Raw genomic sequence first — 26,161 nt, 5'->3', positions numbered from 1 at the left:
GACGGGACGACTCCGCCCGCCGCCCCGCTGCTCCCCCGCTGTCCCGCTCCCCCGCTGTCCCGCGCCTCCGCACTCCTGAGCACGTGCCTCACCACGCCCTCGACAGGAGATCCGCATGCCGTACGCCGCCACGTCCACCCTCACCCGAAGACTGACCGCACGTCTCCTGGCCGTCGCCCTCGGGCTGTCCGGCTGGGCGGCCCTGGCGGGACAGTCGCCGTCACCGTCAGCATCGACGCTCGCCGCCGAACCGGCCGCCGTCAGCACCACCCAGATCGGTGTGACACCCCCGCCGATGGGCTGGGCTTCCTGGAACAGCTTCGCCAGCAGCATCGACTCCGACGTCATCGAGCAGCAGACGGACGCCCTGGTCTCCTCCGGGATGGCCGCCGCCGGGTACCGGTACGTCAACCTCGACGACGGCTGGTGGCAGGGCGACCGGAACGCCGACGGCACCATCGCCGTGGACGCGGACCTGTGGCCGGGCGGCATGAAGGCCGTCGCCGACCGCATCCACAGCAAGGGCCTCAAGGCGGGCATCTACACCGACGCGGGCAAGAACGGCTGCGGCTACTACTACCCCACCACCCGTCCGGCCGCCCCGAACACCGGCATGGAGGGCCACTACCAGCAGGACCTTCAGACCTTCCAGGAGTGGGGCTTCGACTACGTCAAGATCGACTGGTGCGGGGGCCGGGTGGAGGGCCTGGACCAGCAGACGACGTACCGGGAGATCGCCGCCGCGAACACCGCCGCGACCGCGGTGACCGGCCACGACCTGGTGCTGTCCTTCTGCGAGTGGGGCAGCGGGCTGCCCTGGAACTGGGCGACCGGCTACGGCGACCTGTGGCGCACCAGCACCGACGTCATCCTCTGGGGCCAGACCCCCACCACGGCCATGATGCTGACCAACTTCGACCGGGGCCTGCACCCGGCCGCCCAGCACACCGGCTACTACAACGACCCCGACATGCTGATGACCGGCATGAGCGGCCTGACCACGGCCCAGAACCGCCTCCACATGGGCCTGTGGGCGATCTCCGGCGCCCCTCTCCTGGCGGGCAACAACCTCGCCACGATGACCACGGCCACCCGGGACGTCCTCACCAACCCCGAGATGATCGCCGTCGACCAGGACCCGCGCGGGCTCCAGGGCGTCAAGGTCGCCGAGGACACCAGGAACCTCCAGGTGTACGGGAAGGTGCTGTCCGGCACGGGCAAGCGGGCGGTGCTCCTGCTCAACCGCACCTCGGCCGCGGCGTCGATGACGGTCCGCTGGGCCGACCTCGGCCTGACGACGGCCGGCGCGTCCGTGCGCAACGTGTGGACGCGGGCCGACGCGGGCTCCTTCGGCACCGGGTACACGACCACGGTCCCCGCGGGCGACGCCGTCCTGCTCACGGTCTCCGGCACCGAGGCCACCGGCACGACCTACGAGGACACGACCACGGCCACCACCCCGGCCTTCAGCGGGGTGACCGCGTCGGCCGCGGGCACCAAGCTGGTGGACATCAGCTACGCCAACGGCGGCACCACGGCCCGTAAGGCGACCGTCCAGGTCAACGGCCAGTACGCCTCCGTCGTCGCCTTCCCGCCCACCGGCTCCGCGACCACCTACCGCACGGTCTCGGTCCTCGCCCACCTGGCCAAGGGCACGAACACGGTCCGCTTCGCCGCGGTCTCCGGGAGCACGGCTCCCGACGTGGACGCCATCCGCGTCCAGGGCATCCCGGGCACGGACGGCACCGCCCTGGTCGGCACCGCGTCCGGGCGCTGCGTGGACATCGACAGGAACACGATCACCGACGCGACGCAGGCCCAGCTGTGGGACTGCACGGGCGGCCGCAACCAGACCTTCACGAGCACCTCGCGCGGCGAACTCGTGGTCTACGGCAACAAGTGCCTCGACGCCGAGGGCGCCGGCACCGCCAACGGCACCAAGGTCATCATCTGGGACTGCACCAACGGCACCAACCAGAAGTGGACCCTCAACACCGACGGCACGATCACCAACAACCTCTCGGGCCTGTGCCTGGACGCCTCGGAGTCGGGGACGGCCAACGCCACCAAGCTGATCCTGTGGACCTGCAACGCCCAGCCCAACCAGAAGTGGACCACCACCTGACCCACGACCCCGACCGGGAAGACCCCCGCCCGCCCCCGTCGGCCACCCAGGCGGCGGATATTCGTCGCCATCGGGACCAATCCGCGGTCCGGACAGGAACGGATTACGCCTGGACGTGTCCTGACCACGGAGGCTCTTGGTGAAGGAAGCAGTACATATCGGCAGACATCCGTCGGCCCAGCCCGATCTGGAGGAGCTGGTGGGGCGGGTGGCGCTCGGGGACGAGGAGGCGTTCGCCGGCGTGTACGACGCGGTGGCGGGGTCGGTGCTGGGGGTCGTGCGGGCCGTGCTGCGGGACCGGGCGCAGTCGGAGGAGGTGACGCAGGAGGTGCTGGTGGAGGTGTGGCGGACCGCTCCGCGCTACCGGCCCGATTACGGGACGGCCGTCAACTGGATCCTCACCCTGGCGCACCGCCGGGCCGTGGACCGGGTGCGCTCGGCGGACGCCGCCGCGGCCCGCGACCACAAGGCCGCGCTGCTGGACCGGCTGCCCGAGTACGACGAGGTCGCCGAGCACGTCGAGGCCCGGCTGGAACGCGAGCAGGTACGGCGCTGTCTGCGCACGCTGACCGAACTCCAGCGCCAGGCCGTCACCCTGGCCTACTACCGCGGACTGACCTACCGCGAGGTGGCCCAGGCGCTCGCCCTTCCGCTGGGCACGGTCAAGACCCGGCTGCGGGACGGACTGATCCGGCTGCGCGACTGCCTGGGGGTGACCGCGTGACGGCGACCGATCCGCACCAGCTGACGGGTGCCTACGCCCTGCACGCCCTGTCCGACGGCGAGAGCGAGGCGTTCGAGCGGCACCTCGCCGGGTGCGAGGCCTGCGCTCAGGAGACGGCGGAGCTGCGGGAGACCGCCGCCCGGCTGGGACTGGCCATGGCCGCCCCGCCCGCCCCCGAGCTGCGTGCGCGGGTGCTGCGCAGCATCGGCGCGGTCCGTCAGCAGCGGCCCCGCCCGTCCGTTCCGGTGCTTCCCCTGCGGGCCGGTCCGCGGGCGGGCACGCTGTCCCGATGGGCGCTCGCGGCCTGTCTGGCGGCCGTGGCGGCGCTGGGCGCGACGACCGTGTGGCAGCACGAGCAGGCCCGGGACGCCCGCGCCCGGGCGGACCGCGCCGTGCGGGTCTCGGACGAGATCGCCGGCGTGCTGGCCGCGCCGGACGCCCGGACCCGGGCTGCCGCACTGGGCGGCGGCGCCACCGGTACCGTCACGGTCTCCCGCAGCCGGGACCGAGCGGTGTTCGCCGTTTCCGGGATGGCCGACGCGCCGAGCGGCAAGGTCTACCAGCTGTGGTTCGACGACCACGGCACCATGCGCTCGGCCGGTCTGATGGACCGGGGGCGCGGTCGGCAGACCGTGTTGCTGGAGGGCGCCGTCGACGGGGCGTCCGGCATGGGCGTCACGGTCGAGCCCAGCGGTGGTTCCGAGCGGCCCACGTCCTCGCCGATCGCCCTGATGAGCCTGCCGGGGTGAAGCGGGGCGGGCACCCGGTACCGCCATACGTGTCCGATTCCGCGCATCTCGTCACATGAGCGGCCGGGGATTGTCCTACGGTCATGACGATCGATCTTCCGGCTCCGCAGCCCATGCCGTCCCACCCGCGCCGCCGCGACGGGAAGGCTCCGCTGCCGGGCCCCGACGAGCGGGTGCGGCTCCGGCAGTCCTGGCGGCTCAGCGAGGAACAGCTGGCCCAGGCGTTCGGTGTGTCGGCGGCGACGGTGCGGTCCTGGGAGCGGGGCCGCACCTCCCCGGCCGGGGCGCGCCGGGCCGCGTACGCCGCGTTCCTCAGCGGTCTGTCCCACGGCCTGCTGCCCGCTCCGGCGGACACGGCAACGCCCGCGGCCGACACCCGCCCGTCCCGGCGTCCGCGGCGGCCCTCGGCGGCTCCCGCCGTCCGCCCGCTGCCCGTCACCGGACCTGGCGACCGGGCGGTGCACCGGGCAGCGCCGGTGCTGCCGGGGCGGGCTGCGGTGGCGAGGGGGCTGCCGGTGGGCGCCGGACCCGACCCGGTCGCGCCCGCCCGGCTGCGCAGGTTCCGGCTGGTGTGCGCCGCGACAGGGCTGTGGATCGCCGTGGGACACCTGATGGCCACCGCGCCTCCCACCCATCTGTGACGCCGTGCGGAATCCGCCGCGCGGGGTCCACCGTGCGGAATCCGCGGCGCAGGGTCCTCACACCCGCCCGGTGACCGTCACGGTGACCTGGGCCGCGGGCTGCTCGGGCGCGAGGGCGGACAGGTGGCCCACGACGTCGGCTCGGACGGCGCGGGCCACGTCCAGTGCCCGGATCCGCCGGTCCACGACGACATGGATCTCGACGTGCCAGGACTCACGGCCGTCCGGCCGGACCATCCGCACCCCCGCCGACCGGTCCCGGCCGGTCCGCGGGGCCTGCCGGGCGAGCGCGGAGCGCATGCGGTCGGCCAGGGCCGGTCTGAGGAAGGCCACCCCGGGCACGTTCTCCACCACGCCGGCGACCTCCTCGACGAGCGTCGTGTGCGCGGTGTTCGTGTGGTGGGCGGTCATGGCGTACGGCCTTCCTGCTCATCGTCGGCCGGGGCGGACACGACGTCGGTGACACGGATGTCCACGACCGCTATGGCCATGCCCAGTTCCCGGTCGGCGACCGCCCACACCCGTTCCCTCACCTGTGCGGCGATGTCCGGCAGGGGCACGCCGGCGGGGGCGTGGATGTCCAGTCGCACCCCGACGGGCCCATCGGCACCGTCGGCAGCGTCGGCACCGGCGGACAGCAGCCGGCAGGAGCCCGCCCGTACCCCGGGGACGGTCTCGGCCGCCGCACGCACCGCGCGGGCCGCGACCGCCTCCATGATCCACAGGTCCTCGGTGGGTTCCCCCAGGGGCAGGGGACGGCCGGGACGCAGTTCCAGGCGGACCACGTCCATGACGCGCCGGGTCAGCGACTCGATGTCGTGGGTGGAGCCGTCCGCGGTCCGCCGGTGCAGACGGCGGGCCGCCGACTCCAGTTCGTCGAGTCCGTGCACGGCGTCCCGGCAGTGCGGGCAGGACCGCAGATGGGGGTCCTCGTCCCGGCGCTCCCAGGCGTCCCAGGTCTGCGACAACGGCCGTCCGCACGGCAGGAGTTCGTCGTCCCCGTGGTCGAAGGGGCGGTTCGGCGGGTCGGTGTGGGCGGTCATCGCCAGGCCCCCAGTGCTTGTGTCAGACAACGGCGTGCGCGGAAGACACGGGCGCGTACGGCCTCCTGGCTGATGCCGACCGCGTCCGCGACGAACTCGTAGGGAAGGCCGTCCAGTTCCCGCAGCACCCAGCAGGCGCGCTGCTCGGGCGACAGCAGGTCGAGGGCCTCGCGCAGTTCCCGGACCGCGTCCCGGCCCTCGGCGATCCGCGCCGGGGACGTGCTGTGCTCGGCCGCGGCCACGTCGCCCGCCTCCTCCAGCGGTGCCACCGGTCTGCGGGCCCGCAGCACGTTGAGACAGCGGTTGGTGACGATCCGGTACATCCAGGTGGCGAAGGAGGAGCGCCCCTGGAACTCCGGCAGCCGCCGCCAGGCGTTGATGAAGGCGTCCTGCACGGCGTCCTCCGCCTCGGTCGGGGTGCCGAGCAGGCTCGTGGCGAGCCGGATCAGCGACGGTGCGTGCCGCTGGACGAGGACGGCGAAGGCGTCCTCGTCGCCCTCCGCGGCACGCACCGCGAGCAGCCCGTCGTCCGTCTCGTGCCTGCTGTCCGGTGGTGCGCTCGGTGTGCGGGCCCCCGCCACTGGGCGGCTCCTCTCGTCCGGTCCTCTGAAGGTTGGACACCGCCGGGCCGCCGCTGTGACGCGGTCGGCCGGGAGGGCGGTGCGAATTCCTGGTGATCCGTAGCCGGAGCGCTTCCGGATTGGTCCCGAAAAAGAATTCATTCGAACGTGGGAAGAACCAATCCGCCAGGACTCCGGGACCGGATTCCCCACGTGACCGAGAAGCAGAAGGAACACCGAATCCGGCCCGGCCTGTCGGCCCTGGGAGCCCTCAGCGGCGCCCTGGCCGGTTTCGCCGCGCTGTCGGTCGCCGAGCTGGTGGCCGGCGTGGTCCGGCCCCAGGCGGGACCGGTCGTCGCGGTCGGGGGCGCCGCGATCGACCGGACTCCGGCCGCCGTCAAGGACTGGGCGATCCGGCATTTCGGCACCGACGACAAACTGGTTCTCCAACTCGGAATTCTCGCCGTCCTCACGATTTTCGCGCTGCTGCTCGGAATTGTCGTTCTCCGTTTCCGGCGCGCAGGAACGGCCGGAGTCATGGTGTTCGGTGCCGTCGGCGCGGCCGCGGCGATGAGCAGGCCCGACTCGACGGGTCCGCTCGACGCGCTGCCCTCGGCGGTGGGCGCCCTCGCCGGCGCGGGTCTCCTCCACGTCCTCGCCGGCCGCCTCGCTCTGCGGGTGCCCCACACGGCCGTGCCGGGCCCATCGCGCTCCGGTGCCGGCTGGGACCGGCGCGGGTTCGTGGTCACGGCCACGGCGGCCGCCGCCGCGTCGGTCGGGGCGGGCGTGCTCGGCCGGTCCCTGGGCGGCTCCCGGGCCCGGGACGCGGTCGCCTCCCGCCGGAACGCGGTGCTGCCGGTACCGGCCTCACCGGCCGGCCCCGTACCGAAGGGCGCCGGGCTGCGCATCCCGGAGATCAGCCCCTTCACCACACCGAACGGTGACTTCTACCGGGTCGACACCGCGCTGGTGGTGCCCAAGGTGAACGCGGCGACCTGGAAGCTGCGGATCCACGGAAAGGGCGTCGCCCGCCCGGTCGTCCTCTCCTACGACGATCTGCTGCGCCGTGACCTGGTCGAGCGCGACATCACCCTCACCTGCGTCTCCAACGAGGTCGGCGGCCCCTACGCGGGCAACGCCCGCTGGATCGGCGTACGACTGGCGGATCTGCTGGCGGAGTGCGGGGTGCGGCCCCCGTCGAAGGGCGGGCCGGCCGACCAGCTGGTGGCCCGCTCGGTGGACGGCATGACCATCGGCAGCCCGGTCGAGGACCTGATGGACGGCCGCGACGCCCTGCTCGCCGTCGGCATGAACGGCGAACCCCTGCCCTTCGCCCACGGCTTCCCGGTCCGCATGGTGGTGCCCGGCCTGTACGGGTTCGTGTCCGCCTGCAAGTGGATCGAGGAGTTGGAGCTGACCACGTTCGACGCCTACGACCCGTACTGGGTCAAGCGCGGCTGGGCGCGCCGGGCGCCGATCAAGACGCAGTCGCGGATCGACACCCCGAAGCCGTTCGCCCGGCCGAAAGCGGGCGCGGTGATGGTCGCCGGGGTCGCCTGGGCCCAGCACCGCGGCATCGACAAGGTCGAGGTCCGCGTCGACGACGGGCCCTGGCAGGAGGCCCGGCTCGCCGCCGAGGACACGGCCGACACCTGGCGCCAGTGGTCCTTCCCCTGGCAGGCGACCCGGGGCGGCCACACCCTCACCGTCCGGGCCACCGACCGCACCGGCCGGACCCAGACCGACAGACGCACCCGGACCATCCCCGACGGCGCGAGCGGATGGCACTCCGTGGTCGTGACCGTCGACTGAATCCCAGGACCACCTTTCCCCTGACCAGACCACCTTTCCCCCTAAGAAGGCAGCACCCGGCTGCCGTGATCCACAGGAGACACATCGTGAACACCCGTATCCGCCGTACCGCTGTGACCCTCGCCGCCGCGGCCGTCCTGCCGCTGGCCCTGAGCGCCTGCTCCGACAGCAGCGGCGACTCCGCCAAGTCGGACTCCTCCCCCAAGGCGTCGGCCTCCGCGTCGGACGACGGCATGACCGGCTCCGGCAGCACCACCTCCGCGGACCAGCCGTTCGGCGCCGCCTGTTCCGGGGTGCCCACGAGCGGCGCCGGTTCCTTCGACGGCATGGCCAAGGACCCGGTCGCCACCGCCGCCTCCAACAACCCCGCCCTGTCCACGCTGGTCGCCGCGGTGAAGAAGGCCGGCCTGGTCGACACCCTCAACAACGCCCAGAACATCACCGTGTTCGCGCCGACCAACGATGCCTTCGCCAAGATCCCCAAGGCCACCCTGGACAAGGTCCTCAACGACAAGGCCCAGCTGACGAAGATCCTCACCTACCACGTCGTAGGCCAGAAGCTCGCCCCGGCCGACCTGGCGAAGGGCTCCTTCGACACCTTGGAGAAGTCGAAGCTCACCACGTCGGGCTCCGGGGAGTCCTACACCGTCAACGGCTCCGCCAAGGTCGTGTGCGGCAACGTGAAGACGGCCAACGCCACCGTCTACATCATCGACAGCGTCCTCATGCCCACCAGCTGACCCCCCGTCCGCCGGGCACCACCTCCTGGTGCCCGGCCTTTCCCGGCGGTCCGCGTCACAGAAGCCGGCGGTGCGGGTCCAAGGAAGGGAGAGCAACTCACGCGACGACGAAGAGGGATGTGCCGTGACCACACAGACCGCACCCACCGCCAAGACCGTCTCCACCTCCACACCCCGCACGAGCACGGCGCAGCCGAGCACGACCGCCGTCTCCGGCGGTGTGACCGGGGCCGGTCAACCCGCCCCTGACCGTGGCCGGACGTCGATCGCCGACGTGGTCGTCGTGAAGGTCGCGGGCATCGCGGCCCGCGAGATCCCGGGTGTGTACGACATGGGCGGAGGCCTCTCCCGCACCATCGGCGCCGTGCGCGACCGCGTGCCCGGTGGCCGGCCCAACGTGGGACGCGGGGTGAAGGTCGAGGTCGGCGAGCGACAGACCGCCATCGACCTGGACCTGGTCGTCGAGTACGGAGTGCCCGTCATGGACGTGGCCCGCGACGTGCGCGAGAACGTCATCTCCGCCGTGGAGCGCATCACCGGACTGGAGGTCGTCGAGGTGAACGTCACGGTCAACGACGTCCGGCTGCCCGAAGAGGACGAGCCCGCCACCACGGCCGAGGCCCGCGTGGAATAGCGGAGCCCGGGCACGAGGGCCGACAGGAGCGGATCAGGGTGAGAGGCGGATCGGTATGAGCACCCCGTTCGTGGGGATGATCGCGGGCATGGCGCTGGCGTTCGCCGGCTACTTCGGCGGCTTCGGCGCGTTCCTGCTCGTGGCCGCGCTCGGCGGCCTGGGCTGGGCGCTGGGCCGGTGGATCGAGGGCGGCGGCACCGTCCAGGACGTCCGGGACGCGTTCGAGCGGAGCCGCCGATGACCGCCGCCGCCCAGCGGGGCACCACCACCGTCTCGGAACGGGCCGTGCGCCGCATCGCCGAACGGGCGGCCACCGAGGCCCTGCCGAACGAAGGCGGGGTCCGCGCGGCCGGAGCGGCGGCGTCCGTACGCGGCACGAGGGCCGAGGTGTCCCTCGGGGTCACGCTGCCCTTTCCGGCGCCGCTGGCCGACTCCGTGCGCAACGTCCACCAGCACGTGAGCGAGCGCACCCGACGGCTGTCGGGGCTGGAGGTGTCGGTGGCCCGCGTCGCCGTCACCGCGTTCGCACCCCCGGTCCCCGTCCGTGTGCCCGAGGCGGGCGAGGGGGTCGAGGATGTCCCCGGGCTCCGTACGCCGCGACGCCTGTGGTCCCGGCGCCGCGTGCCGGTCGCCCTCGTCACCTGGGCCGCCGCCGTCGGGTGCGGTGCCCTCGTCCTGGATCTGGCCCGGGTGCACTTCGCGGACCGTACGCCCGGCGTCTGGCGCACCTGGGCCGTGCACTGGCTGTCGGGACACGGGCCCGGCGACCCCGCGGTGGTCGCCGCGGGCGGCCTGACCGCCCTGGCGGGCCTGTGGATGGTCGTGCTCGCCCTCACCCCCGGCCACCGCCGCCAGTACACGGTGCGCGGACCGGGGCCCCGGATCGACACGGTCGTCGAACGTTCGACGGTGGCCGTCCTGATCCGCGACGCGGTGACGGGCGTCGACGGGGTCACCGGGGTCCGGACGCGGGTGCGGGGCCGCCGGGTCGCGGTCCGGGCCGCCCTCGCCTTCGGCGACCGGGCCGCGGCGCACACCGCGGTGACGGCCGCCGCACGCGACGCGCTGGCCGCGTGCCGGCTCCGCCGCGACCTGCGACTGCGCGTGACGGTGACCCCGGAACCGCTGTGGCGACCGGCGACCGAACCGGCCACGCCGGTGGCCGTGCCGGATGCCGTGGTGGGAGGTGACCTGTGACGCGCCGCCTTCGTACGGTCGCCAACCGGGCCGTCCTCGCCGTTGTCGGACTGGGTCTCCTGCTCGCCGGCGGACTGCTGGCCGCCACGGACCGCGCTGTCACGCCCCGGCTGCCGTCCTGGTGGCCCACCGCGGCCCCCGGTGCCGTCCTGCTCGACCGGGCCGGGCTCGCGCGGCTGCGGGACCAGGGGTGGTGGACACCCACGGCCATCGCCGCGGCGGCCGTCCTGACGGTGCTGTTCGCCTGGTGGGCGCTGGCTCAGACAGGTACCGGACCGGCCCGTCGGCTCGCCCTGCCCCTGCCGGGCGGGACGGTGCGCCCCCGGGCGCTGGCAGACGCCCTGTCGCTCCGGGCGGCGGCCCTGCCCGGCGTGGTCCGCTGCCGCACCCGCGTGCTGCCCCGCACCGGGGGCAGGCTGGAACTCGTCCTGCGGGTCCGGCTGGCGACGGGCACCGGGCCCGACGCCGTACTGCCCGGCCTGCGAGCCCTCGCGGAGCAGGCGGAGCGGTCCGTGGCGCCCGGCGCGACCCGCACCCAGATCCGGCTGGACGCCGACTCCCACCGGGTGCCCCATGTCCGCTGAGGCGCAGTCCGCTGAGGCACAGTCCGCCGTGGCCACCCGGACGCGGCGTGTGCCGTGGTGGCCGGCGCTGCGGCGCACCCCGGTGTCCCTGTGGAACGACGACATCTCGGACTACGCGGCGGCGCTGACGTACTACTCGATCCTGGCCGTGCTGCCCGCGCTGCCCGCCACCGTCCTCGCGTTCGCCATGATCAGCCCGGGTACGGCGGAGGAGTTCGCCGCCCACGTCACCGCGTACGCACCGGCCCAGTCCGGTCCGGAGCTGCACGCCGTGCTGGCCCGCGCCCTGAGTGCGGACGGCGCGGCCTGGCCCCTGATCGTGGCGGGCACGGCCAGCGCGCTGTGGTCGGCCTCCAGCTATCTGGCGGTCTTCCGCCGGGCCCTGCACCGGATGCACCGCGTCGAGGACCACCGTTCGCCCTGGCGCCGCGCGCACCGGATCGTGCTGACGGCGCTCGTCCTGCTCACGCTGCTCGTGGTCGGTTCGCTGACCCTGCTGCTGAGCGGCCCGCTCGCCGAGGCCGTCGGCCGCCCGTTCGGGGTGGGCGCCACCGCGGCCTGGGTATGGAGCCTGCTGCGCTGGCCCCTGCTGCTGTGTCTGGTCGCCCTGCTGGTCGTGGTGGTCTTCCACACCGGCCCGGCGGCGGCCCGGCGCCGCGCCCACAGCCTGCTCGGCGGAGGGCTGGCCGCGGTGCTGTGGCTGACCGTCTCGGCGGGCTTCTCCCTGTACGCCTCGACGCTCGGCGCCTACAACCGGCTGTACGGCTCGCTGGCCGGCGTCGTGGTCTTCCTCGTGTGGCTGTGGCTGTCGAACCTGGCGCTGCTGACCGGCGCCCAGTTCGCGGCCGAACTCTCCGGCACCCGCAGGCCGTCCGCCGTACAGCCCTGACCGCGCGGGCCGGTCCAGGGCTACCGGCACGGATCAGCTCTCCGGCAGCGGACCTCCCTCGGCCCCCCAGGACACGAGGGTGCGGGGGTCGCTCGCCGCCGCCCGGTCCTGGACCCGCCCGTACTCCGCGTCGCCGAGCAGCCGCACGAGCCGTTCCTCGCACTGGTCGCGCAGCGGTGCCATCTCCGGGGTGCCGCGCTGCGGATGACCGACCGTCTCCCAGAAGCGCCGGGCCGCCCCGAAGGCGTAGGCGGCGGAGCGCGTCTCCCCCAGGTCCGTCAGGGAGATCGCCAGGACGTCCATCACCATGGCGATCCCGAAGGCGTCCCCGATGTGCCGTTTGGCACCGAGCGCCGCGCGGGCATGGCCTACGGCGTCCCCCGCTCTCCGCTCCATGACGGCGACGAGGGCGAGCTGGTGGTCGAGGTACGACCGAGTCCAGTACTCGTCCAGCGACTCGCAGACTCTGCGGAGCGCGAGCGCCTCCTCGCGGGACTCCTCCAGCCGGCCCGAGCCGGTCAGGGCGAAGACGTGGACGAGGCGGCACAGGGCGCTCGCGGCGGTCAGCCGGTCGGGGCGCGGGACACCGGCCACGGTCCCCGACGCCTCGACGCCGGTACCCGCGGCCAGCGGCCGGCCGTCCAGCAGGTGCAGCAGTCCGTCCAGGTAGGCGGCTCTCGCCCGGCCCTCGGGATCCCGGGCCGCCACCGCCGCGTTCCGGCAGGCGACGGCGGTCCGGCGGGCGGCGTCATGCTCGCCCTGGAGCGTGAGGGCGACGCCGAGGCTCCACAGCCCCTGCACCCGTGCCCCGCCCGCGTCCTCCTCGGGCAGCTGCCGCATCACCCGCTCCAGGTACTGCCGGGCCTCGTACAGATAGCCGGAGCAGACCCAGTAGAACGTGACGTGGCCGATCAGCTCCAGCGCGGCGGCCGGGTCGGTCAGCAGGAAGTGGTCGGCGGCGAGCCTGATGTCGGCGTGGAGGAACCCGATCCGCCGGTACCACCCGGCCTGAGCCGGGCCGAACCACTCGGCATGGGCCTGTCTCGTCCGGCTCAGGACGTACGCGGCGTGGCGGTCCGCCATCGCCTCCTCGGCACCGATCTCGGCCAGCCACATCCGGCCGTACTCGCGGACCGCGTCCAGCATCCGGTAGGTGCCGCCCCGCCTGACGACCACCGACTTGTCGCACAGGGCGGCGAGGGCCCGGCCCGCCTCGCGGGGGGACAGCGGTGCCGCGCCGGCCACCTGCCGGGCCGTGGTCTCGTCGAACGGACCGGGCAGGACGGACAGCCGTGCCCACAGCAGCCGTTCCGGCGGTGTGCACAGCTCGTGGCTCCAGCCGATCGTGGTCCGCAGGGCGCCGTGCCGCAACGGCGCCCGGTGCTGCGGCGCGAGCGGGAGGTCCACGGCCGGGCGCGGGGCCACGCAGAGTTCCGCCAGCGGCACGGACCGCAGCTGGGCGGCGGCGAGTTCCAGCGCCAGCGGCAGCCGCTCCAGCCGCTCGCACAGGGTCGCGGCGAGTCGGCCGTCGGCGTCGTCCTTCAGGGGGCTCCCGGCGGTCGCGGCCCGGTCGGCGAAGAGGGCGACCGCTTCGTCCAGGGAGGCCGGCGGCTCGACCGCGACGACCGCTTCGCCGCGCACGCCCAGCGGTTGGCGGCTGGTCGCCACGATCCGCAGCCGGGGACAGGCCATCAGAAGGTCACCGACCAGGTCGCGGCACGCGCCGACCAGGTGCTCGCAGGAGTCCAGGACCAGCAGGAGCCCGCGGTCCCCGATCCACGCGCAGATCGCGTCGAGAGGCATCCGCGGGGTGTGGTCGGACAGGTCGAGCGCGTCCGCGACGGTGGCGGCCAGCAGTGCCGCGTTGCGCAACGGAGCCAGATCCGCCCACGCGACGCCGTCCTGCGCGGCCAACGGCCCCTGCGTGACGGCCCGTTGGGCGAGACGGGTCTTGCCCACCCCTCCCACCCCGGTCAGCGTGACCAGCCGGTCCCGCGTCAGCGCCGCCGCGACGAGGTCGAGCTCCTCCGAGCGGCCGATGAAGGAGTTCTCTTCCTCCGGAACCGTCATCGCCATGACGCCATCCTCCCGTACCCCCGATCATGAATCGAGCTCAGGCATCGCCCTCGGCCCCACCACCCCGGTCCGATCGGCTAACCTGTCAGGGACCGCCGTCGGTGGCGGTCGCCACCCTTGCCTTCGTAGCTCAGGGGATAGAGCACCGCTCTCCTAAAGCGGGTGTCGCAGGTTCGAATCCTGCCGGGGGCACAGTGTCTGACCAGCGCGTTCACCTCTCTCGGGTGGGCGCGCTGTTCGTCGTAGCCGTGGCATTGGCCATCAGCACGGCGAACACCAACCTCAAGCCCGTTCGGAGAGTCCGCATCCAACGGATCCGGCGTTCAAGGGCGGCACCAGCCGATGGCCCTGTTCGGCCGCAGTGGTGGTGTCTCCGCTGCTGGCGGTCGCAGCCCGTGGCCTGCTGCGACCGAACACGCAGCGGGCATCTCCGCTTGATCGCGCGTCCCCTGCGGGATACCGGACGGCCTTCTTCACGTCCATCTCGACGCAGACCCGGTTCACGCAACGCGGGCGGTCAATCCCACGTCTGGCAGTGAGAACAGCCAGGAACCACCCCCTGAACGGAGTGCTCGGTGCTCATAGGACTCCTGACCGCAGTTGCGGCCTCGATCTGTTACGGCACGGGCTCCGTCCTCCAGGCCGTCGGCTCCCGCAAGTCGGCCCGCCGCGAGGCGGCCGCCGCCGGACACACCACCGGACAGGTCACCACCCATGGCGGCCCCAGTCTCTCCTCCACCGCCCAGGCCGCGATGACCTGGGAGTTCGTCGTCGGCACGGTCCTGGACTTCGTCGGCTTCGGGCTCGGCGCGCTCGCCGCCCGTCTGCTGCCGCTGTTCCTCTCCCAGACGGTCATCAGCGCCAACCTCATCATCACGGCCGTCCTGAGCGTCAAGCTGCTCGGCATCCGGCTGACCCGGGCGGAGTGGACCTCGATCGCAGTCGTCTGCTCGGCACTGGTGCTCCTCGCGAGCGCGGCGGGCCCTGAGGGCAGCGGGCACACGCCGATCACCACCCACTGGTGGCTCCTCACGATCTCACTGCTGATGATGGCGGGCGGCACGGTCCTGGTCCGGCTGGTCGGCGCCCGGGCCGCGATCCTGGCCGGTCTGCTCTCCGGTCTCGGCTTCGGCGCGCTCGGCGTGGGCGTGCGGGTACTGAACGGGATCGATCCGTTCGACCTGGGCACGCTGCTCACCGACCCGGCCCTGTACGCCATTCTCGTCGCCGGAATCGGCGGCATGTACCTGCACACCGTCGCGCTGCAGCTCGGCTCGGTGAACGGGGCGACGGCGGCGCTGGTGGTCGGCGAGACCGTGCTGCCCGGCATGATCGGCGTCTGGTGGCTGGGGGACTCCTCACGCCCCGGCTTCGCCTGGCTGGCGGTGACCGGCTTCGTCCTGGCGGTCTCGGGCGCGGTCGCGGTGGCCTGGTTCGGCGCGCCGGAGAGCGCCGGGAAGGACGTCCCGGCCCCGACCGACACCCCCACCCAGAACCCGGAGCTTGCCCAAAACCGAGCCTCTTATTGATCCGAAACGGTAGATGTTCTGGGTCGTTGTTCCCTGCGTGAGTGAACTGGTGGGGGACGCACGGCAGTTGTCGTCTTCGGCGCAGGAGGCTCTTCGACTGCGGGCGGTGGCCGCGTTGGCGGCGGGCCGGACTCGCGAGAATGTCGCGGCGGTGTTCCAGGTCTCGCTCAAGGTGCCTTGCCTGCGCGGGCACTCTCTCACCACGCTTCTCCAAAGGGCGGCGTGAGCGAGATCAGCGTGCCGGAAGGACGGCAGACAGTACGTTGAATCCAGCGGGATCGAGCCCGCGGCGCAGCGTCCGGGAGGTGCTTCATGACAGCCGAGATGGTGGCCCCGGCATGGATGCATGAGCAGATCACGGCGGAGGAGTACGAGTCCTGGTCCGAGGAGCAGTGCGCCGGGATCGAGATCGTGGACGGGATGGTCGTCGTGAGCCCGAGCGCGTCCAAGCGGCACAACCGGCTGGCCCGGATTGTGGCCAACGCCCTGGATGCCGCCGCGGGCCCGGAGTGGAACGCCGACACTGGCTTCGACGTCCGGCTTCAGGACGTCCCGCTCACCAATCGCCGCCCGGACGTCGTCGTGTACCGCGCGGACACGATCGACATCACCCCCACCCGTCCTGAGCACGTGCTGCTGGTCGCGGAGGTGGTGTCGCCGGGCTCGGAGACCACTGACCGCATCGTGAAGGTCGACCAGTACGCCAAGGCGGGCATCGCCTTCTACTGGCGGATCGAGCAAGCCGCGACAGGCGTTCCTCTCGTGTACACCTACGTTCTCGACCCCGCGACGAAGGCCTACCGGGACGGAGACGTCTTCACCGGCGTGCTCAAGGCGGCGGCCCCTTTCCCGGTGGAGATCGACCTCGGCCAGGTCTGACCCAGACACTCTCGGCGAGCTGCGGGAGCGGCGAGGTACCGAGCCCCCTCGCCGCCGCCACCGTACGTCCCGCCACCCGCCTCAGGAACTCGTCAGCACCACCAACCGCTGAGTCGCCCGCGTCATCGCCACATACCGGTCCACCGCCCCCTCGATCCCCTCCCCGAAGTTCTGCGGGTCGACGAGGACCACCAGGTCGAATTCGAGGCCCTTCGACAGCTCCGGGGGCAGGGAGCGGACCCGGGGGGTCGGCCGGAGGTCGGGGGCGCCGATGACGCAGGCGATGCCCTCGGGGTGGGAGGTGAGCCAGGTGTCCAGTACGGCGGTCAGGTCCGGGACCGAGCCGTACGTCACCGGGACGCCCGTGCTGCGGATCGACGTGGGGACGTTGGCGTCGGGGAGGGCCGTGCGGATGACCGGTTCGGCCTCCTTCATGATCTCTTCCGGGGTGCGGTAGTTGATGCTGAGGGCGGCCATCTCGACCCGGTCGAGGCCCACCCGGCCGAGCCGCTCCCGCCAGGACTCCGTGAAGCCGTGCCGCGCCTGGGCGCGGTCGCCGACGATCGTGAAGCTGCGGGACGGGCAGCGCAGCAGGAGCATCTGCCACTCCGCGTCGGTCAGTTCCTGCGCCTCGTCGACCACGACATGGGCGAAGGGCCCGGCCAGGCGGTCCGGGTCGGGCCGCTCCACGACGCTCTCGTCGACCAGCGCGTGGTGGAAGTCCTCGCCGCGCAGCATCGTCACCAGACCGGAGCCGTACTCGTCGTCGGCGACCGCGATGAGGTTGTCCACGACCGTGCTCATCCGCTCGCGTTCGGCGGCGACCGCGGCCTCCTGCCGGCGCCTGCGCCGGGAGACCTCCGGGTCGCCGAGGCGCTGGCGGGCCGCGTCCAGGAGCGGCAGGTCGGACACCGTCCAGGCCTGGGCGTCCGCGCGTTGCAGAGCACGGACCTCGTCGCGGTCGAGCCAAGGGGCGCACATCCGCAGATACGCCGGGACCGTCCACAGGTCCCCGACCAGGTCGGCCGCCTCCAGCAGCGGCCACGCCCGGTTGAAGGCGGTGAGCAACTCCCTGTTCTGGCGCAGGGACTTGCGGAGCAGCGCCTCCGGGGCGTCGCCCTCGTGCTTGTCGACCAGGATGGTCAGCAGTTCGTTCCAGACCTGGTCGCGGGCGTCGTTGTGCGGGGCGCCCTCCGCCGCCGCGAACGCCTCGGCCCAGTCGGTGGCGGTGAGCCGGATGTCGGACCAGTGGGTGGTGACGGTCATGCCCTCGGTGGGCGGCTCCTCGTAGAAGCGGACGGCCTTCTCGATCGCCTTCACCAGGTCCGCGGAGGACTTCAGGCGGGCCGCCTCCGGGTCGGCCTCGACGCCCGCCGTGGCGCCCTCGGCCACGAAGTCCCGCAGCACACAGGTCTGCACACCCTCCTCACCGAGGCTCGGCAGCACGTCCGAGACGTAGGCCAGGTAGGGCCGGTGCGGGCCGACGAACAGCACTCCGCCGCGGCGGTGCCCGAGGCGCGGGTCGGAGTGCAGGAGGTAGGCGGAGCGGTGCAGGGCGACGACGGTCTTGCCGGTGCCTGGGCCGCCGTCCACTACGAGCGCGCCCCGCGAGCCCGCGCGGATGATGGCGTCCTGGTCGGCCTGGATGGTGCCGAGGACGTCCCGCATCCGTTCCGAACGGTCGCTGCCGAGGCTGGCGACGAACGCGGACTGGTCGTCGAGCGAGGCGTGGTGCCCGGCGAAGCCGTCGGCGGCGAACACCTCGTCCCAGTAGTCGCCGATCCGGCCGTTGGTCCAGCGGTACCTGCGGCGGCTGGCCAGGCCCATCGGGTTGGCGTGGGTGGCGCCGAAGAACGGTTCGGCGGCGGGCGAGCGCCAGTCGACCAGCAGCCGGCGCCCGTCGCTGTCGGTGAGGCCGAGCCGTCCGACGTACACCGGCTCGGGGTCGTCCGCGCCGACCATGTGCCCGAGGCACAGGTCGAGGCCGAAGCGGCGCAGGGTGCGCAGCCGGGCGGTCAGGCGGTGGACCTCGGTGTCCCGGTCCATCGCCTCCTGGCCGATGCCGCCGGGGGCCCGGCGGGTGGCGTCGAGGGTGGCGGTCAGTTCGGCGATCGTCTGCTCCAGGCACGCCGCGATGGCCGCGAAGTGCCGCTCGTCGGCGGCGGTCAGCGCCGGGTCGGCCTTGGCGGCGAGCCGCTCGGGAAGGTCGAACACGCTGGTGGGCAGGGTATTCAAGGCAACAGCTCCGATGTCACGTCTTCTTCTACGGTCGTTTCTTCTACGGTCGTTTCTTCTACGGTCGTTTCTTCTACGACCGCTTCTTCCACGACCACTTCTTCTACGACCGTGGGGGGCGGGATGTCCGGACGGCGCCCCTCGGCCCCGCCCCGCCCGGCCCAGCGGGATCACCCGGACCCGAGCGGCGCCTCCCGCTCGGCGACCAGGTCGAGGAGCAGCCCGGCCGCCACCTCGGCCCCGTCCGTACGGATCATGGCGGCCACCTCGGCGGCCCGCACCCGGGTCCGGTCGGCCAGCGCCGTCGCGAGCGCGGCCGACAGGGACGCGCGTGTCGGCACCGGGCCGTCGTGCGCCGCGCCGATGCCCAGTTCGGCGACCCGCCGGGCCCAGTACGGCTGGTCCACCATCTGGGGGACGATCACCTGGGGCGCCCCGGCGAGGGCGGCCATGGTGGTGGTGCCCGCGCCCCCGTGGTGGACGACGGCGGCGACCCGGCGGAACAGCGCCCGGTGGTTGGCCTCGCCGACCACGAAGCAGTCGTCGGCCCCGTCGGCCGGGGCCAGTCCGGCCCAGCCCCGCGCGACGAGGACCCGGCGGCCCTGGGCGCGGACCGCGTCGACGGCGACCTGTGACGCGTCACCCGAGCCGTGCAGCGGCATGCTGCCGAAACCGACGTACACCGGTGGCTCCCCGGCCGCCAGGAACTCCTCCAGGCCGGCCGGGAGCGGGCGTTCGTCGGGCAGGAGCCACGCCCCGGTCTGTACGACGTCGAGGTCGGCCGGCTCCGGCCACGGACCCAGCACCGGGTCCGCCGCCAGCCAGGGCCGGCCGGTGACGACGTGGTCGCGGACGTCGGTCACCGGGGGCATGCCGACGCGCGCGCGGTGGGCGTTGAGGCCGGTGCCGAAGACCTCGTTCAGGAAGCGGGCGTCCAGGTCGTTCAGCACCCGGTTGTCGGTCTCGCCCGCCGGCAGGTTCTGGCCCGGGCGGGCGAACGGCGGGAAGTGGGGCGAGGGCAGCAGGGAGGGGAAGAAGGCCGCGAAGGCGTAGGGCAGCCCCAGTTTCTCGGCCGCCGAGCTCGCGCCGGCCGCGGCCGGGAACAGGCCGGTCGCCACCACCGCGTCGGCGTCCTCGGCCGCCGCGGCGACCGCCTCGAACTGCGCGGCGGCCAGCGCGGCAGCGCGCTCGGCCAGGCCCGACGCCGAGGGCGGTCCCCCGGCCATCTGCGCGCGGACCGACGGCCCGACCGGCACCAGCTCGACGCCGAGCCCGGCCAGCCGCTCGGCGAACTCCTCGTCCGGTGGCGCGCACACCCGCGCCTCGGCGCCCAGCGCCCGCAGTGCCACCGCCACTCCCGCCATCGGTTCGACGTCCCCGCGCGACCCGTACGTGGACAGAACAACCCGCATCTATCGAATCCCCCGTTTTCGGCAGTCTCCGGCCCAGGCGGGTAAGTGTGCGACAGGACGGGGGCCTTGCCGCAAGCCCCCGGGTGCGCTATAGGTTGATAGTGGCAAGGAGGTGGTTCCCTCCCTGCCTTTTCTTTTGCCCGGGGACATCCGGAAGGTCTTCGAAACATTCGAAGAAGGAGATCGATCATCCCGGACGGCCTCTTCGCCACTTGATCAGATAGTGCCAGCTCACAGCGGTCCGAACCTTTCGAATCATGTGTCGAAAGTGTTGACGCTTGACAGGGGCAGGCCAAAACTGTGGGCATGACTCACACACCCGCACACCCCACACACCCGGCACACCCCACACCCCCCGCACACCCCACGCGCCGCAGCGTCTGCACACTGCTGCTGGCGACCGGAGCCGCCGTGGCCCTGCCGGGCGGCACCGCCGAGGCGGCCACGGTCATCACGACCAACCAGACCGGGACCAACAACGGGTACTACTACTCGTTCTGGACGGACGCTCAGGGCACGGTCTCCATGACCCTCAACTCCGGCGGCAACTACAGCACTTCGTGGCGCAACACCGGCAACTTCGTGGCCGGCAAGGGCTGGAGCAACGGCTCCCGCAGGACCGTGAACTACTCAGGCAGCTTCAGCCCGTCCGGCAACGCCTACCTGGCCCTCTACGGCTGGACCTCGAACCCGCTCGTCGAGTACTACGTCGTCGACAACTGGGGCACCTACCGGCCCACCGGCACGTACAAGGGCACCGTGAGCAGCGACGGCGGGACCTACGACATCTACCGGACCACCCGCTACAACGCCCCGTCCGTGGAGGGCACCAAGACCTTCGACCAGTACTGGAGCGTGCGGCAGTCCAAGCGGACCGGCGGCTCCATCACCACCGGCAACCACTTCGACGCGTGGGCCAGGGCCGGGATGCCGATGGGCAGCTTCAAGTACTACATGATCCTCGCGACCGAGGGTTACCAGAGCAGCGGCAGCTCGAACATCACGGTGGCCTGATGAGGGCCCGGACGTACGTTCCGTCACTGGCCGCCGCCGCGCTGACCGCCGTCGGCACCCTCACCGTCCCCACCAGCGCCGCCGCACTGCCCGCCGCCTGCTCCGGATACGTCGGCCTCACCTTCGACGACGGCCCGGGCAGCGGCACCACCGCCCTGCTCAACTCCCTGAAGCAGTACGGCCTCAGGGCCACCATGTTCAACCAGGGCCAGTACGCCGCCGCCAACCCGGCCCTCGTCAGGGCCCAGGTCAGCGCCGGGATGTGGGTCGGCAACCACAGCTACACGCATCCGCATCTGACCCAGCAGAGCCAGGCCACGATCGACTCGGAGATCTCCCGCACCCAGCAGGCGATCACGAACGCCGGGGGCGGCACTCCGAGGCTGTTCCGGCCGCCGTACGGCGAGACCAACGCGACGGTGAAGGCCGTGGAGGCGAAGTACGGGCTGACCGAGGTCCTGTGGCAGGTCGACTCGCAGGACTGGAACAACGCGAGCACCGACGCGATCGTCGCGGCCGTCGGGCGGCTCACCAACGGGCAGGTCATCCTCATGCACGACTGGCCCGCCAACACCCGCGCGGCGATCCCGCGCATCGCCCAGACCCTGGCCGCCAAGGGCCTGTGCTCCGGCATGATCTCGCCCCAGTCCGGGCGCGCGGTGGCGCCGGGCTGACTCCTTTTGGGGGTGAATGCCGCGATTCCCTCCGCGGGGCGCGGAGTTGTCGCAATCATGAGCGGCAGGTGGGGCGATCCGGCCCCGCCCACTGTTCATGCACGTCAACTCCCCAGTTCTGACGCCTACTTGGCGTGCTCCGCCGCACCACCCCCGGAGGGAACCGCAGCCATGGCCACCCCCTTGTCCGCCGCGAAGATGCTCGCCGCACTGAAGGCCGAGGGCCTCACCGTGCACGAGCACGCCGGCTGGAAGACCCACAACCGTGAAGCGGCGACCGGGAAGTCCTTCGGTCCCGTCGTCGGCGTACTGATCCACCACACCGGCGGGCACGGCGACAAGGAGCTCTGCTTCAAGGGCCGGCCCGACCTCCCCGGGCCGCTGTGCCACTCCTGGCTCGGCAAGACCGCGGGGCTGTGGATGATCGGCAACGGCCGTACGAACCACGCAGGTTACGCCGACATCGACGTCCTGCACGCGCTGCGCGACGAACGGCCGCTCCCGCACGACGACGTGGCGAAGGCCGACGGCAACGACTGTCTGTACGGCCTGGAGATCGAGAACCGGGGCAAGGGCGGGGACCCCTACCCGGACGCGCAGTACCGGCAGGCCGTGCTGTGGGCGGCGGCGATCTGCCGGGCGCACGGCTGGAGCGAGCGGTCGGTCGCCGGGCACAAGGAGGTGCAGCCCGGGAAGATCGACCCGAGCTTCGACATGGACGACTTCCGGGCCGACGTGAAGCGGCGGCTGGCCGACGCGGAGTCCGCGCACCCGACCCGTCCGGCGACCCGGCCCCGGGTCGACCTGTCCCGTCTGGTGCAGGCCGCGCGGACCGACCCCGGCGCCGGGCAGGGCCACATCACCTATCTGACCGGCACCAATCTCACCGAGGCCGCCCTGGTCGACCTCGGCTACCTCTCCGAGAACCACGCCGGGGACGGCTCCTTCGGGACCACGACGGTCGCCGCGTACGCCAGGTGGCAGCACCACCTGGGCTACACCGGCGCCGACGCGAACGGCGTCCCGGGCAAGGTGTCCCTCGCCAAACTCGGCGACGCGACGGGGCTGTTCACCGTCGTGGCCTGAGCGGGGTGTATCTGCCGGGTGGTTGCGGGCTCTTGCCCACAGGGGTCGGGGGACTTCCCTGGAGGTGGGATGCCATGGCCAAACATCTGGTGGTCTGCTGCGACGGAACGTGGAACGTGTCGACCCAGCGGTACCGGACCAACGCGGCCAAGGTCGCGCGAGCCGTGGTCCCGGTGACCACGACGGGGACGGAACAGCGGGTGCGCTGCCTGGACGGGGTCGGCACCAAGGCGTCCGAGCGGCTGCGGGGCGGGGCGTTCGGCTGGGGCCTGTCGGAGAAGGTGCGGGACGCGTACCGCTTCCTCGTGGAGAACTTCGAGCCCGGTGACGAGCTGTATCTGTTCGGCTTCAGCCGGGGCGCCTTCACCGCGCGCAGCCTGGCCGGGCTCGTGCGCAACTCCGGCGTCCTGCGGCTGGAGCACGAGAACCGGCTCGACGAGGCGTGGGCCCTGTACCGGGACCGGGGCAAGAAGCCGGGCGACCGGGTGTCCGAGGAGTTCCGCGCGGACTACTCCCATACGACGAGGATCCGCTTCGTCGGTGTCTGGGACACGGTCGGCGCGCTCGGCATCCCGGTGCCGGGCCCGCGTGTGCTGCGGCCGCTGGCGTCCTTCGTCAACCACTTCTGGGCCTTCCACGACACCGAGTTGAGCAGCTGGGTCGACGGGGCGTTCCACGCGCTGGCGGTGGACGAGGAGCGCAGGGCGTTCGAGCCGACGCTGTGGCACCAGCAGTCCGACGCGGTCGGCCAGGAGCTGAAGCAGGTCTGGTTCAGCGGGTCGCACGTCGACGTCGGGGGCGGTCACCGGGACACCTCCCAGTCCGACCTGTCCCTGCGGTGGATGGTGGCCAACGCCACCCGGTACGGCCTGGAGTTCGACGACGCGGCCCTGGGCGCGGGCCCGTTCACCCCGCTGGGCGGCCTCCACGACTCCCGCACCGGCCTCTACCGCCTCACCCGCCCCCTGCACCGCCCCATCGGCCAGGCCCGCCTCAAGCCCGACGGCCCCCTGGACGGCCACGAACTCCTGGCCGACACCACCGAACTCCGCTTCACCACCACCCCGCCGCCCTACGACCCACCCCAACTGGCGAAGTACCTGAGCAAACCGGAGGACGTCCACATCGAACGGATCCCGGGCCCGTCCCCGGAGTTGGGGCAGGCGGCGTAGAGCTGCGCGGGCCGCCCCAGCACCGACAGCACCAGCGTCACCGCCCGGCGAGGGTCGCAGGAGGTGAGTACGGCCAGTGCCGCCTCACCCCGCGCCCTCGCCCTCCGCGACCCCGGCCACCCCCGCAGCCGTGCCCTCCCCCGCGCCCCGCTTCTCACGCCGCCCCAGCACCGACAGCACCAGCGTCACCGTGATCGACCCGGCCGCCATCAGGGTCATCGCCGTTGCGGGGGCGGTCAGTTGGGCCAGGGTGCCGGCCACGAGCGCGCCGATGCCCTGGAAGGCGACCATGCCCGTGGCGTGCAGGCCGAGGGCCTGGCCCGTGAGGTCGTCGGGGGTCAGGGACATCAGGCGTTCCTGGAGGACCAGGCTCGCGGCGAAGCCCACGGAGGCCACGGCGGCGGCGGTGGCCGACAGCACCGCGGAGGGCCGTAGGACGAAGAACAGATAGGGCGCGGCCAGCAGCAGACGCAGCGGGGTCGCGAGGCGGGGGCGCAGCGCGGGCGGCACCAGGCGGCCCACCGCCAGGTCACCGGCGAACATGCCGAGCGCCCCGCACGCGTACATGGTGCCGGCGGCCGCGGGGGCGTAGGAGACGTAGAGCGAATCGCCGCCCACGACAAGGCCGTTGGGGACCCACAGGCCCAGGTACGTCAGGCGGCGGGAGCGGGAGGACCACAGGAGGGCGTTGGTGCGCCAGGTCGCGGCGAGGGACGGGCGGCCCGCGGCGCGCGGCGAACGGGGCGTGAGGCCCAGGTGGTTGACGACCGCGGCCGTCACGAACAGGGCCGCCGCGAGGAGCAGACAGGTGCGCGGGGTCAGGACGGTCAGCAGCACACCGCCGGTCGCGAAGCCGGCCATCTGCATCAGGCCCCAGAGCATGTTGTAGACCGAACGGCCCAGCACATAGCCGTCCTTGGTGAGGATGTCGTTCATCAGCCCCCCGCGCACTCCCCCGCCCAGGGATGCCACGAGACCCTTCAGCAGCAGTACGGCGAACACCGCCCACACCGGCAGTCCGGGCAGCGCCAGAACCGCTGTGCCCGCCGCGAAGGCGAGGGAGATGACGGTGAGGATCGCGCGCGGGGGCAGCCGGTCGGCGCCGGAGAGCAGGAACATGCCGCCCAGGAGCTGGGCCAGTTGGGGTCCGAACATGCTCAGCGCCGTGAGCAGGGGCGAGCCGGTGGCCCGGTAGACCAGCGTGGCGAGGGCCAGTCCGCCGATCGTCTCGGCCGCGGCGGAGGCGGCGAAGGAGAGCAGGAACGGGGTGAACTCCGGGGTGCGGAACAGGGTTCGGTAGCTGCGCATGCGGGGGAGTCTCCGAGCGGTCGGCGCGGGAGGGTTACTGTTTCGCGCGTCCGCGAAACCTCCGGGGGGTGCTGATGGGCTGGTGGCAGGTGAACGCCGACACCCTCGCCCGCAGCCGTTTCCTGGTGTGCCCCTTCACCGAGACCTTCGCGACCCTGCGGCTGCTGCACACCGGTGTCGCCGCGCACCCCGGCGAGGAGGCCTGGCTCCGCCTCCATCTGCCCGGCTACCGCGCGCGTCTCGCGGCCGATCCGGTGACCGCGCTGCTCGTGCGGTCCGGGATGGGCACGTCGTGGATCGCCGACTTCCTGGCGCCCCTGCCGCGCGACGGGACCCCGCTGGAGGACACCCTGGCCCGCATCCGGGCGACCGACCCGGCCGAGGCCCGCGCGAACGTCCGGGTCTCCCTGCGCGGCCCGCTGCCCGCCGCCCTGGAGTGCGACGACCTCCCGGAGCGGGCGGCGGCGCTCCTCGCCTACGTCTGGACGGCGACCGTACGGCCGTACTGGGACCGTCGGCGGCGCATCCTGGAGGCGGACGTGGTCGCGAGGACCGCGCAGGTCAGCCGGGGCGGCTGGGCGGCGGTCATCGACTCCCTGCTGCCGGGGCAGACCCGCTGGCTCGGCGACAACCGGCTCCAGGTGAACCGGCACGAGCGCCCGCCCCGCGACATCCGCGGCGCCGAACTCGTCTTCGTCCCGGTCACCCCGGGGCGCGGCTGGGCGACCTGGGAGGAGCCCCGGCGGTACGCCGTCGTCTACGGCTGTGCCGGCGCCCTCGCCGACCCGGGCGCCCGGAGCGTGCCCGCGAGCCTGGGCGCGCTGCTCGGCGCGGCGCGGGCCAGGGTGCTCGTGCTGCTCGGCTCGCCGCTGAGCACCAGCCAGCTGGTCGCCGTGACCGGGCAGGGGCTCGGGTCGGTGGGGCGCCATCTGCGGGTGCTGCTGGACGCGGGGCTCGTGGAGCGGCGGCGGGCCGGGCGGTCGGTGCTGTACGCGCGGACGGCGGCCGGGGAGGCGCTGGTGGCGGCCTCGGGGGCGGGCGCCGGTGAACGGGAGCCGGAGCCGGAGATCCACTAAGC

Annotated in this window: 25 protein-coding genes and 1 tRNA gene; 19 read left to right on the top strand and 7 right to left on the bottom strand. The window is 73.0% G+C overall.

Going from position 1 to position 26,161, the window contains the following annotated elements:
- The first annotated feature begins 115 nt into the window (after positions 1-115).
- The 4 genes from G3I78_RS39470 to G3I78_RS52410 all read left to right on the top strand — a co-directional run bounded on the left by G3I78_RS39470 (position 116) and on the right by G3I78_RS52410 (position 4,239).
- A complete protein-coding gene (locus tag G3I78_RS39470) occupies positions 116-2,125 on the top strand; it encodes a ricin-type beta-trefoil lectin domain protein (protein ID WP_164433912.1) in 2,010 nt (669 codons plus the stop codon).
- A 139-nt stretch (positions 2,126-2,264) separates the two neighbouring features.
- Positions 2,265-2,849: an ECF RNA polymerase sigma factor SigK gene (sigK, locus tag G3I78_RS39465; protein WP_164433911.1), complete on the top strand. Its 585-nt coding sequence runs from the start codon at positions 2,265-2,267 to the stop codon at positions 2,847-2,849.
- Positions 2,846-3,598 (top strand): anti-sigma factor, encoded by a 753-nt coding sequence (locus G3I78_RS39460; RefSeq protein WP_164433910.1) that lies wholly within the window; start codon positions 2,846-2,848, stop codon positions 3,596-3,598. Before sigK ends, G3I78_RS39460 begins: the two co-directional genes overlap by 4 nt.
- An 83-nt stretch (positions 3,599-3,681) precedes the next feature.
- On the top strand, positions 3,682-4,239 hold the full coding sequence (locus G3I78_RS52410; protein ID WP_239158328.1) for a helix-turn-helix domain-containing protein: 558 nt from the start codon (positions 3,682-3,684) through the stop codon (positions 4,237-4,239).
- A gap of 57 nt (positions 4,240-4,296) precedes the next feature.
- On the opposite strand, the gene G3I78_RS39450 is transcribed toward G3I78_RS52410, so the two are convergent.
- The 3 genes from G3I78_RS39450 to G3I78_RS39440 are packed head-to-tail and all read right to left on the bottom strand — an operon-like array spanning position 4,297 to position 5,863.
- Positions 4,297-4,650: a hypothetical protein gene (locus G3I78_RS39450; protein ID WP_164433909.1), complete on the bottom strand. Its 354-nt coding sequence runs from the start codon at positions 4,648-4,650 to the stop codon at positions 4,297-4,299.
- Entirely contained in the window at positions 4,647-5,282 is a 636-nt protein-coding gene (locus G3I78_RS39445; RefSeq protein WP_164433907.1) for an Asp23/Gls24 family envelope stress response protein, read from the bottom strand. Before G3I78_RS39445 ends, G3I78_RS39450 begins: the two co-directional genes overlap by 4 nt.
- On the bottom strand, positions 5,279-5,863 hold the full coding sequence (locus G3I78_RS39440; RefSeq protein WP_164433906.1) for a sigma-70 family RNA polymerase sigma factor: 585 nt from the start codon (positions 5,861-5,863) through the stop codon (positions 5,279-5,281). The genes G3I78_RS39445 and G3I78_RS39440 overlap by 4 nt, the downstream gene beginning before the upstream one ends.
- Before the next feature lie 192 nt (positions 5,864-6,055).
- On the opposite strand from G3I78_RS39440, the gene G3I78_RS39435 reads away from it, so the two are divergent.
- The 7 genes from G3I78_RS39435 (at position 6,056) to G3I78_RS39405 (ending at position 11,698) form a co-directional block, all read left to right on the top strand.
- Positions 6,056-7,654 (top strand): molybdopterin-dependent oxidoreductase, encoded by a 1,599-nt coding sequence (locus tag G3I78_RS39435; RefSeq protein ID WP_164433904.1) that lies wholly within the window; start codon positions 6,056-6,058, stop codon positions 7,652-7,654.
- Between the two features lie 86 nt (positions 7,655-7,740).
- A complete protein-coding gene (locus G3I78_RS39430; RefSeq protein ID WP_164433902.1) occupies positions 7,741-8,394 on the top strand; it encodes a fasciclin domain-containing protein in 654 nt (217 codons plus the stop codon).
- Between the two features lie 124 nt (positions 8,395-8,518).
- Positions 8,519-9,028 carry an Asp23/Gls24 family envelope stress response protein gene (locus G3I78_RS39425; protein WP_164433900.1) on the top strand — a complete coding sequence of 170 codons (510 nt, stop codon included), beginning with the start codon at positions 8,519-8,521 and terminating at the stop codon, positions 9,026-9,028.
- Positions 9,029-9,083: 55 nt separating this feature from the next.
- On the top strand, positions 9,084-9,269 hold the full coding sequence (locus tag G3I78_RS39420) for a hypothetical protein (protein ID WP_164433769.1): 186 nt from the start codon (positions 9,084-9,086) through the stop codon (positions 9,267-9,269).
- Positions 9,266-10,225: a DUF6286 domain-containing protein gene (locus G3I78_RS39415; RefSeq protein ID WP_164433898.1), complete on the top strand. Its 960-nt coding sequence runs from the start codon at positions 9,266-9,268 to the stop codon at positions 10,223-10,225. Before G3I78_RS39420 ends, G3I78_RS39415 begins: the two co-directional genes overlap by 4 nt.
- The gene (locus tag G3I78_RS39410) at positions 10,222-10,809 is read left to right on the top strand and encodes a hypothetical protein (protein WP_164433896.1); all 588 of its coding nucleotides are present in this window, start codon (positions 10,222-10,224) and stop codon (positions 10,807-10,809) included. Before G3I78_RS39415 ends, G3I78_RS39410 begins: the two co-directional genes overlap by 4 nt.
- Positions 10,799-11,698 carry a YihY/virulence factor BrkB family protein gene (locus G3I78_RS39405; RefSeq protein ID WP_164433894.1) on the top strand — a complete coding sequence of 300 codons (900 nt, stop codon included), beginning with the start codon at positions 10,799-10,801 and terminating at the stop codon, positions 11,696-11,698. The genes G3I78_RS39410 and G3I78_RS39405 overlap by 11 nt, the downstream gene beginning before the upstream one ends.
- Before the next feature lie 33 nt (positions 11,699-11,731).
- On the opposite strand, the gene G3I78_RS39400 is transcribed toward G3I78_RS39405, so the two are convergent.
- Complete coding sequence (locus G3I78_RS39400) at positions 11,732-13,774, bottom strand: regulator (protein WP_239158327.1); 2,043 nt, start codon at positions 13,772-13,774, stop codon at positions 11,732-11,734.
- Between the two features lie 119 nt (positions 13,775-13,893).
- Between G3I78_RS39400 and G3I78_RS39395 the strand changes: the two genes are divergently transcribed.
- From G3I78_RS39395 to G3I78_RS39385, 3 genes are all read left to right on the top strand, one after another.
- Positions 13,894-13,966: transfer RNA gene (locus G3I78_RS39395), tRNA-Arg, on the top strand.
- Between the two features lie 383 nt (positions 13,967-14,349).
- On the top strand, positions 14,350-15,303 hold the full coding sequence (locus G3I78_RS39390) for a hypothetical protein (protein ID WP_164433892.1): 954 nt from the start codon (positions 14,350-14,352) through the stop codon (positions 15,301-15,303).
- 312 nt (positions 15,304-15,615) lie between these two features.
- Positions 15,616-16,182 (top strand): Uma2 family endonuclease, encoded by a 567-nt coding sequence (locus tag G3I78_RS39385; protein WP_164433890.1) that lies wholly within the window; start codon positions 15,616-15,618, stop codon positions 16,180-16,182.
- A gap of 81 nt (positions 16,183-16,263) precedes the next feature.
- Here the strand turns inward: G3I78_RS39385 and helR are convergent, their stop codons facing one another.
- Both helR and G3I78_RS39375 read right to left on the bottom strand, forming a co-directional pair.
- Complete coding sequence (helR, locus tag G3I78_RS39380) at positions 16,264-18,417, bottom strand: RNA polymerase recycling motor ATPase HelR (protein ID WP_164433888.1); 2,154 nt, start codon at positions 18,415-18,417, stop codon at positions 16,264-16,266.
- A gap of 170 nt (positions 18,418-18,587) precedes the next feature.
- On the bottom strand, positions 18,588-19,829 hold the full coding sequence (locus G3I78_RS39375) for a glycosyltransferase (protein ID WP_164433886.1): 1,242 nt from the start codon (positions 19,827-19,829) through the stop codon (positions 18,588-18,590).
- Between the two features lie 306 nt (positions 19,830-20,135).
- Here G3I78_RS39375 and G3I78_RS39370 point away from each other — a divergent pair, with 306 nt between their 5' ends.
- The 4 genes from G3I78_RS39370 (at position 20,136) to G3I78_RS39355 (ending at position 23,775) form a co-directional block, all read left to right on the top strand.
- Complete coding sequence (locus G3I78_RS39370; protein WP_164433884.1) at positions 20,136-20,843, top strand: glycoside hydrolase family 11 protein; 708 nt, start codon at positions 20,136-20,138, stop codon at positions 20,841-20,843.
- Complete coding sequence (locus G3I78_RS39365; RefSeq protein WP_164433875.1) at positions 20,843-21,517, top strand: polysaccharide deacetylase family protein; 675 nt, start codon at positions 20,843-20,845, stop codon at positions 21,515-21,517. The genes G3I78_RS39370 and G3I78_RS39365 overlap by 1 nt, the downstream gene beginning before the upstream one ends.
- Before the next feature lie 171 nt (positions 21,518-21,688).
- A complete protein-coding gene (locus G3I78_RS39360) occupies positions 21,689-22,603 on the top strand; it encodes an N-acetylmuramoyl-L-alanine amidase (protein WP_164433873.1) in 915 nt (304 codons plus the stop codon).
- Between the two features lie 74 nt (positions 22,604-22,677).
- The gene (locus tag G3I78_RS39355; protein WP_164433871.1) at positions 22,678-23,775 is read left to right on the top strand and encodes a DUF2235 domain-containing protein; all 1,098 of its coding nucleotides are present in this window, start codon (positions 22,678-22,680) and stop codon (positions 23,773-23,775) included.
- Positions 23,776-23,859: 84 nt separating this feature from the next.
- Here the strand turns inward: G3I78_RS39355 and G3I78_RS39350 are convergent, their stop codons facing one another.
- Positions 23,860-25,083 (bottom strand): MFS transporter, encoded by a 1,224-nt coding sequence (locus G3I78_RS39350; protein ID WP_164433869.1) that lies wholly within the window; start codon positions 25,081-25,083, stop codon positions 23,860-23,862.
- 74 nt (positions 25,084-25,157) lie between these two features.
- Here G3I78_RS39350 and G3I78_RS39345 point away from each other — a divergent pair, with 74 nt between their 5' ends.
- Positions 25,158-26,159, top strand: a complete 1,002-nt coding sequence (locus tag G3I78_RS39345; protein WP_164433867.1) for a winged helix-turn-helix domain-containing protein — start codon at positions 25,158-25,160, stop codon at positions 26,157-26,159.
- Positions 26,160-26,161 lie beyond the last annotated feature (2 nt).

Source organism: Streptomyces sp. SID13726 (assembly GCF_010548375.1).
Classification (GTDB): domain Bacteria; phylum Actinomycetota; class Actinomycetes; order Streptomycetales; family Streptomycetaceae; genus Streptomyces.
Note: the sequence above shows the minus strand (reverse complement) of the source record. Positions and strands in the feature narration are given on the sequence as shown.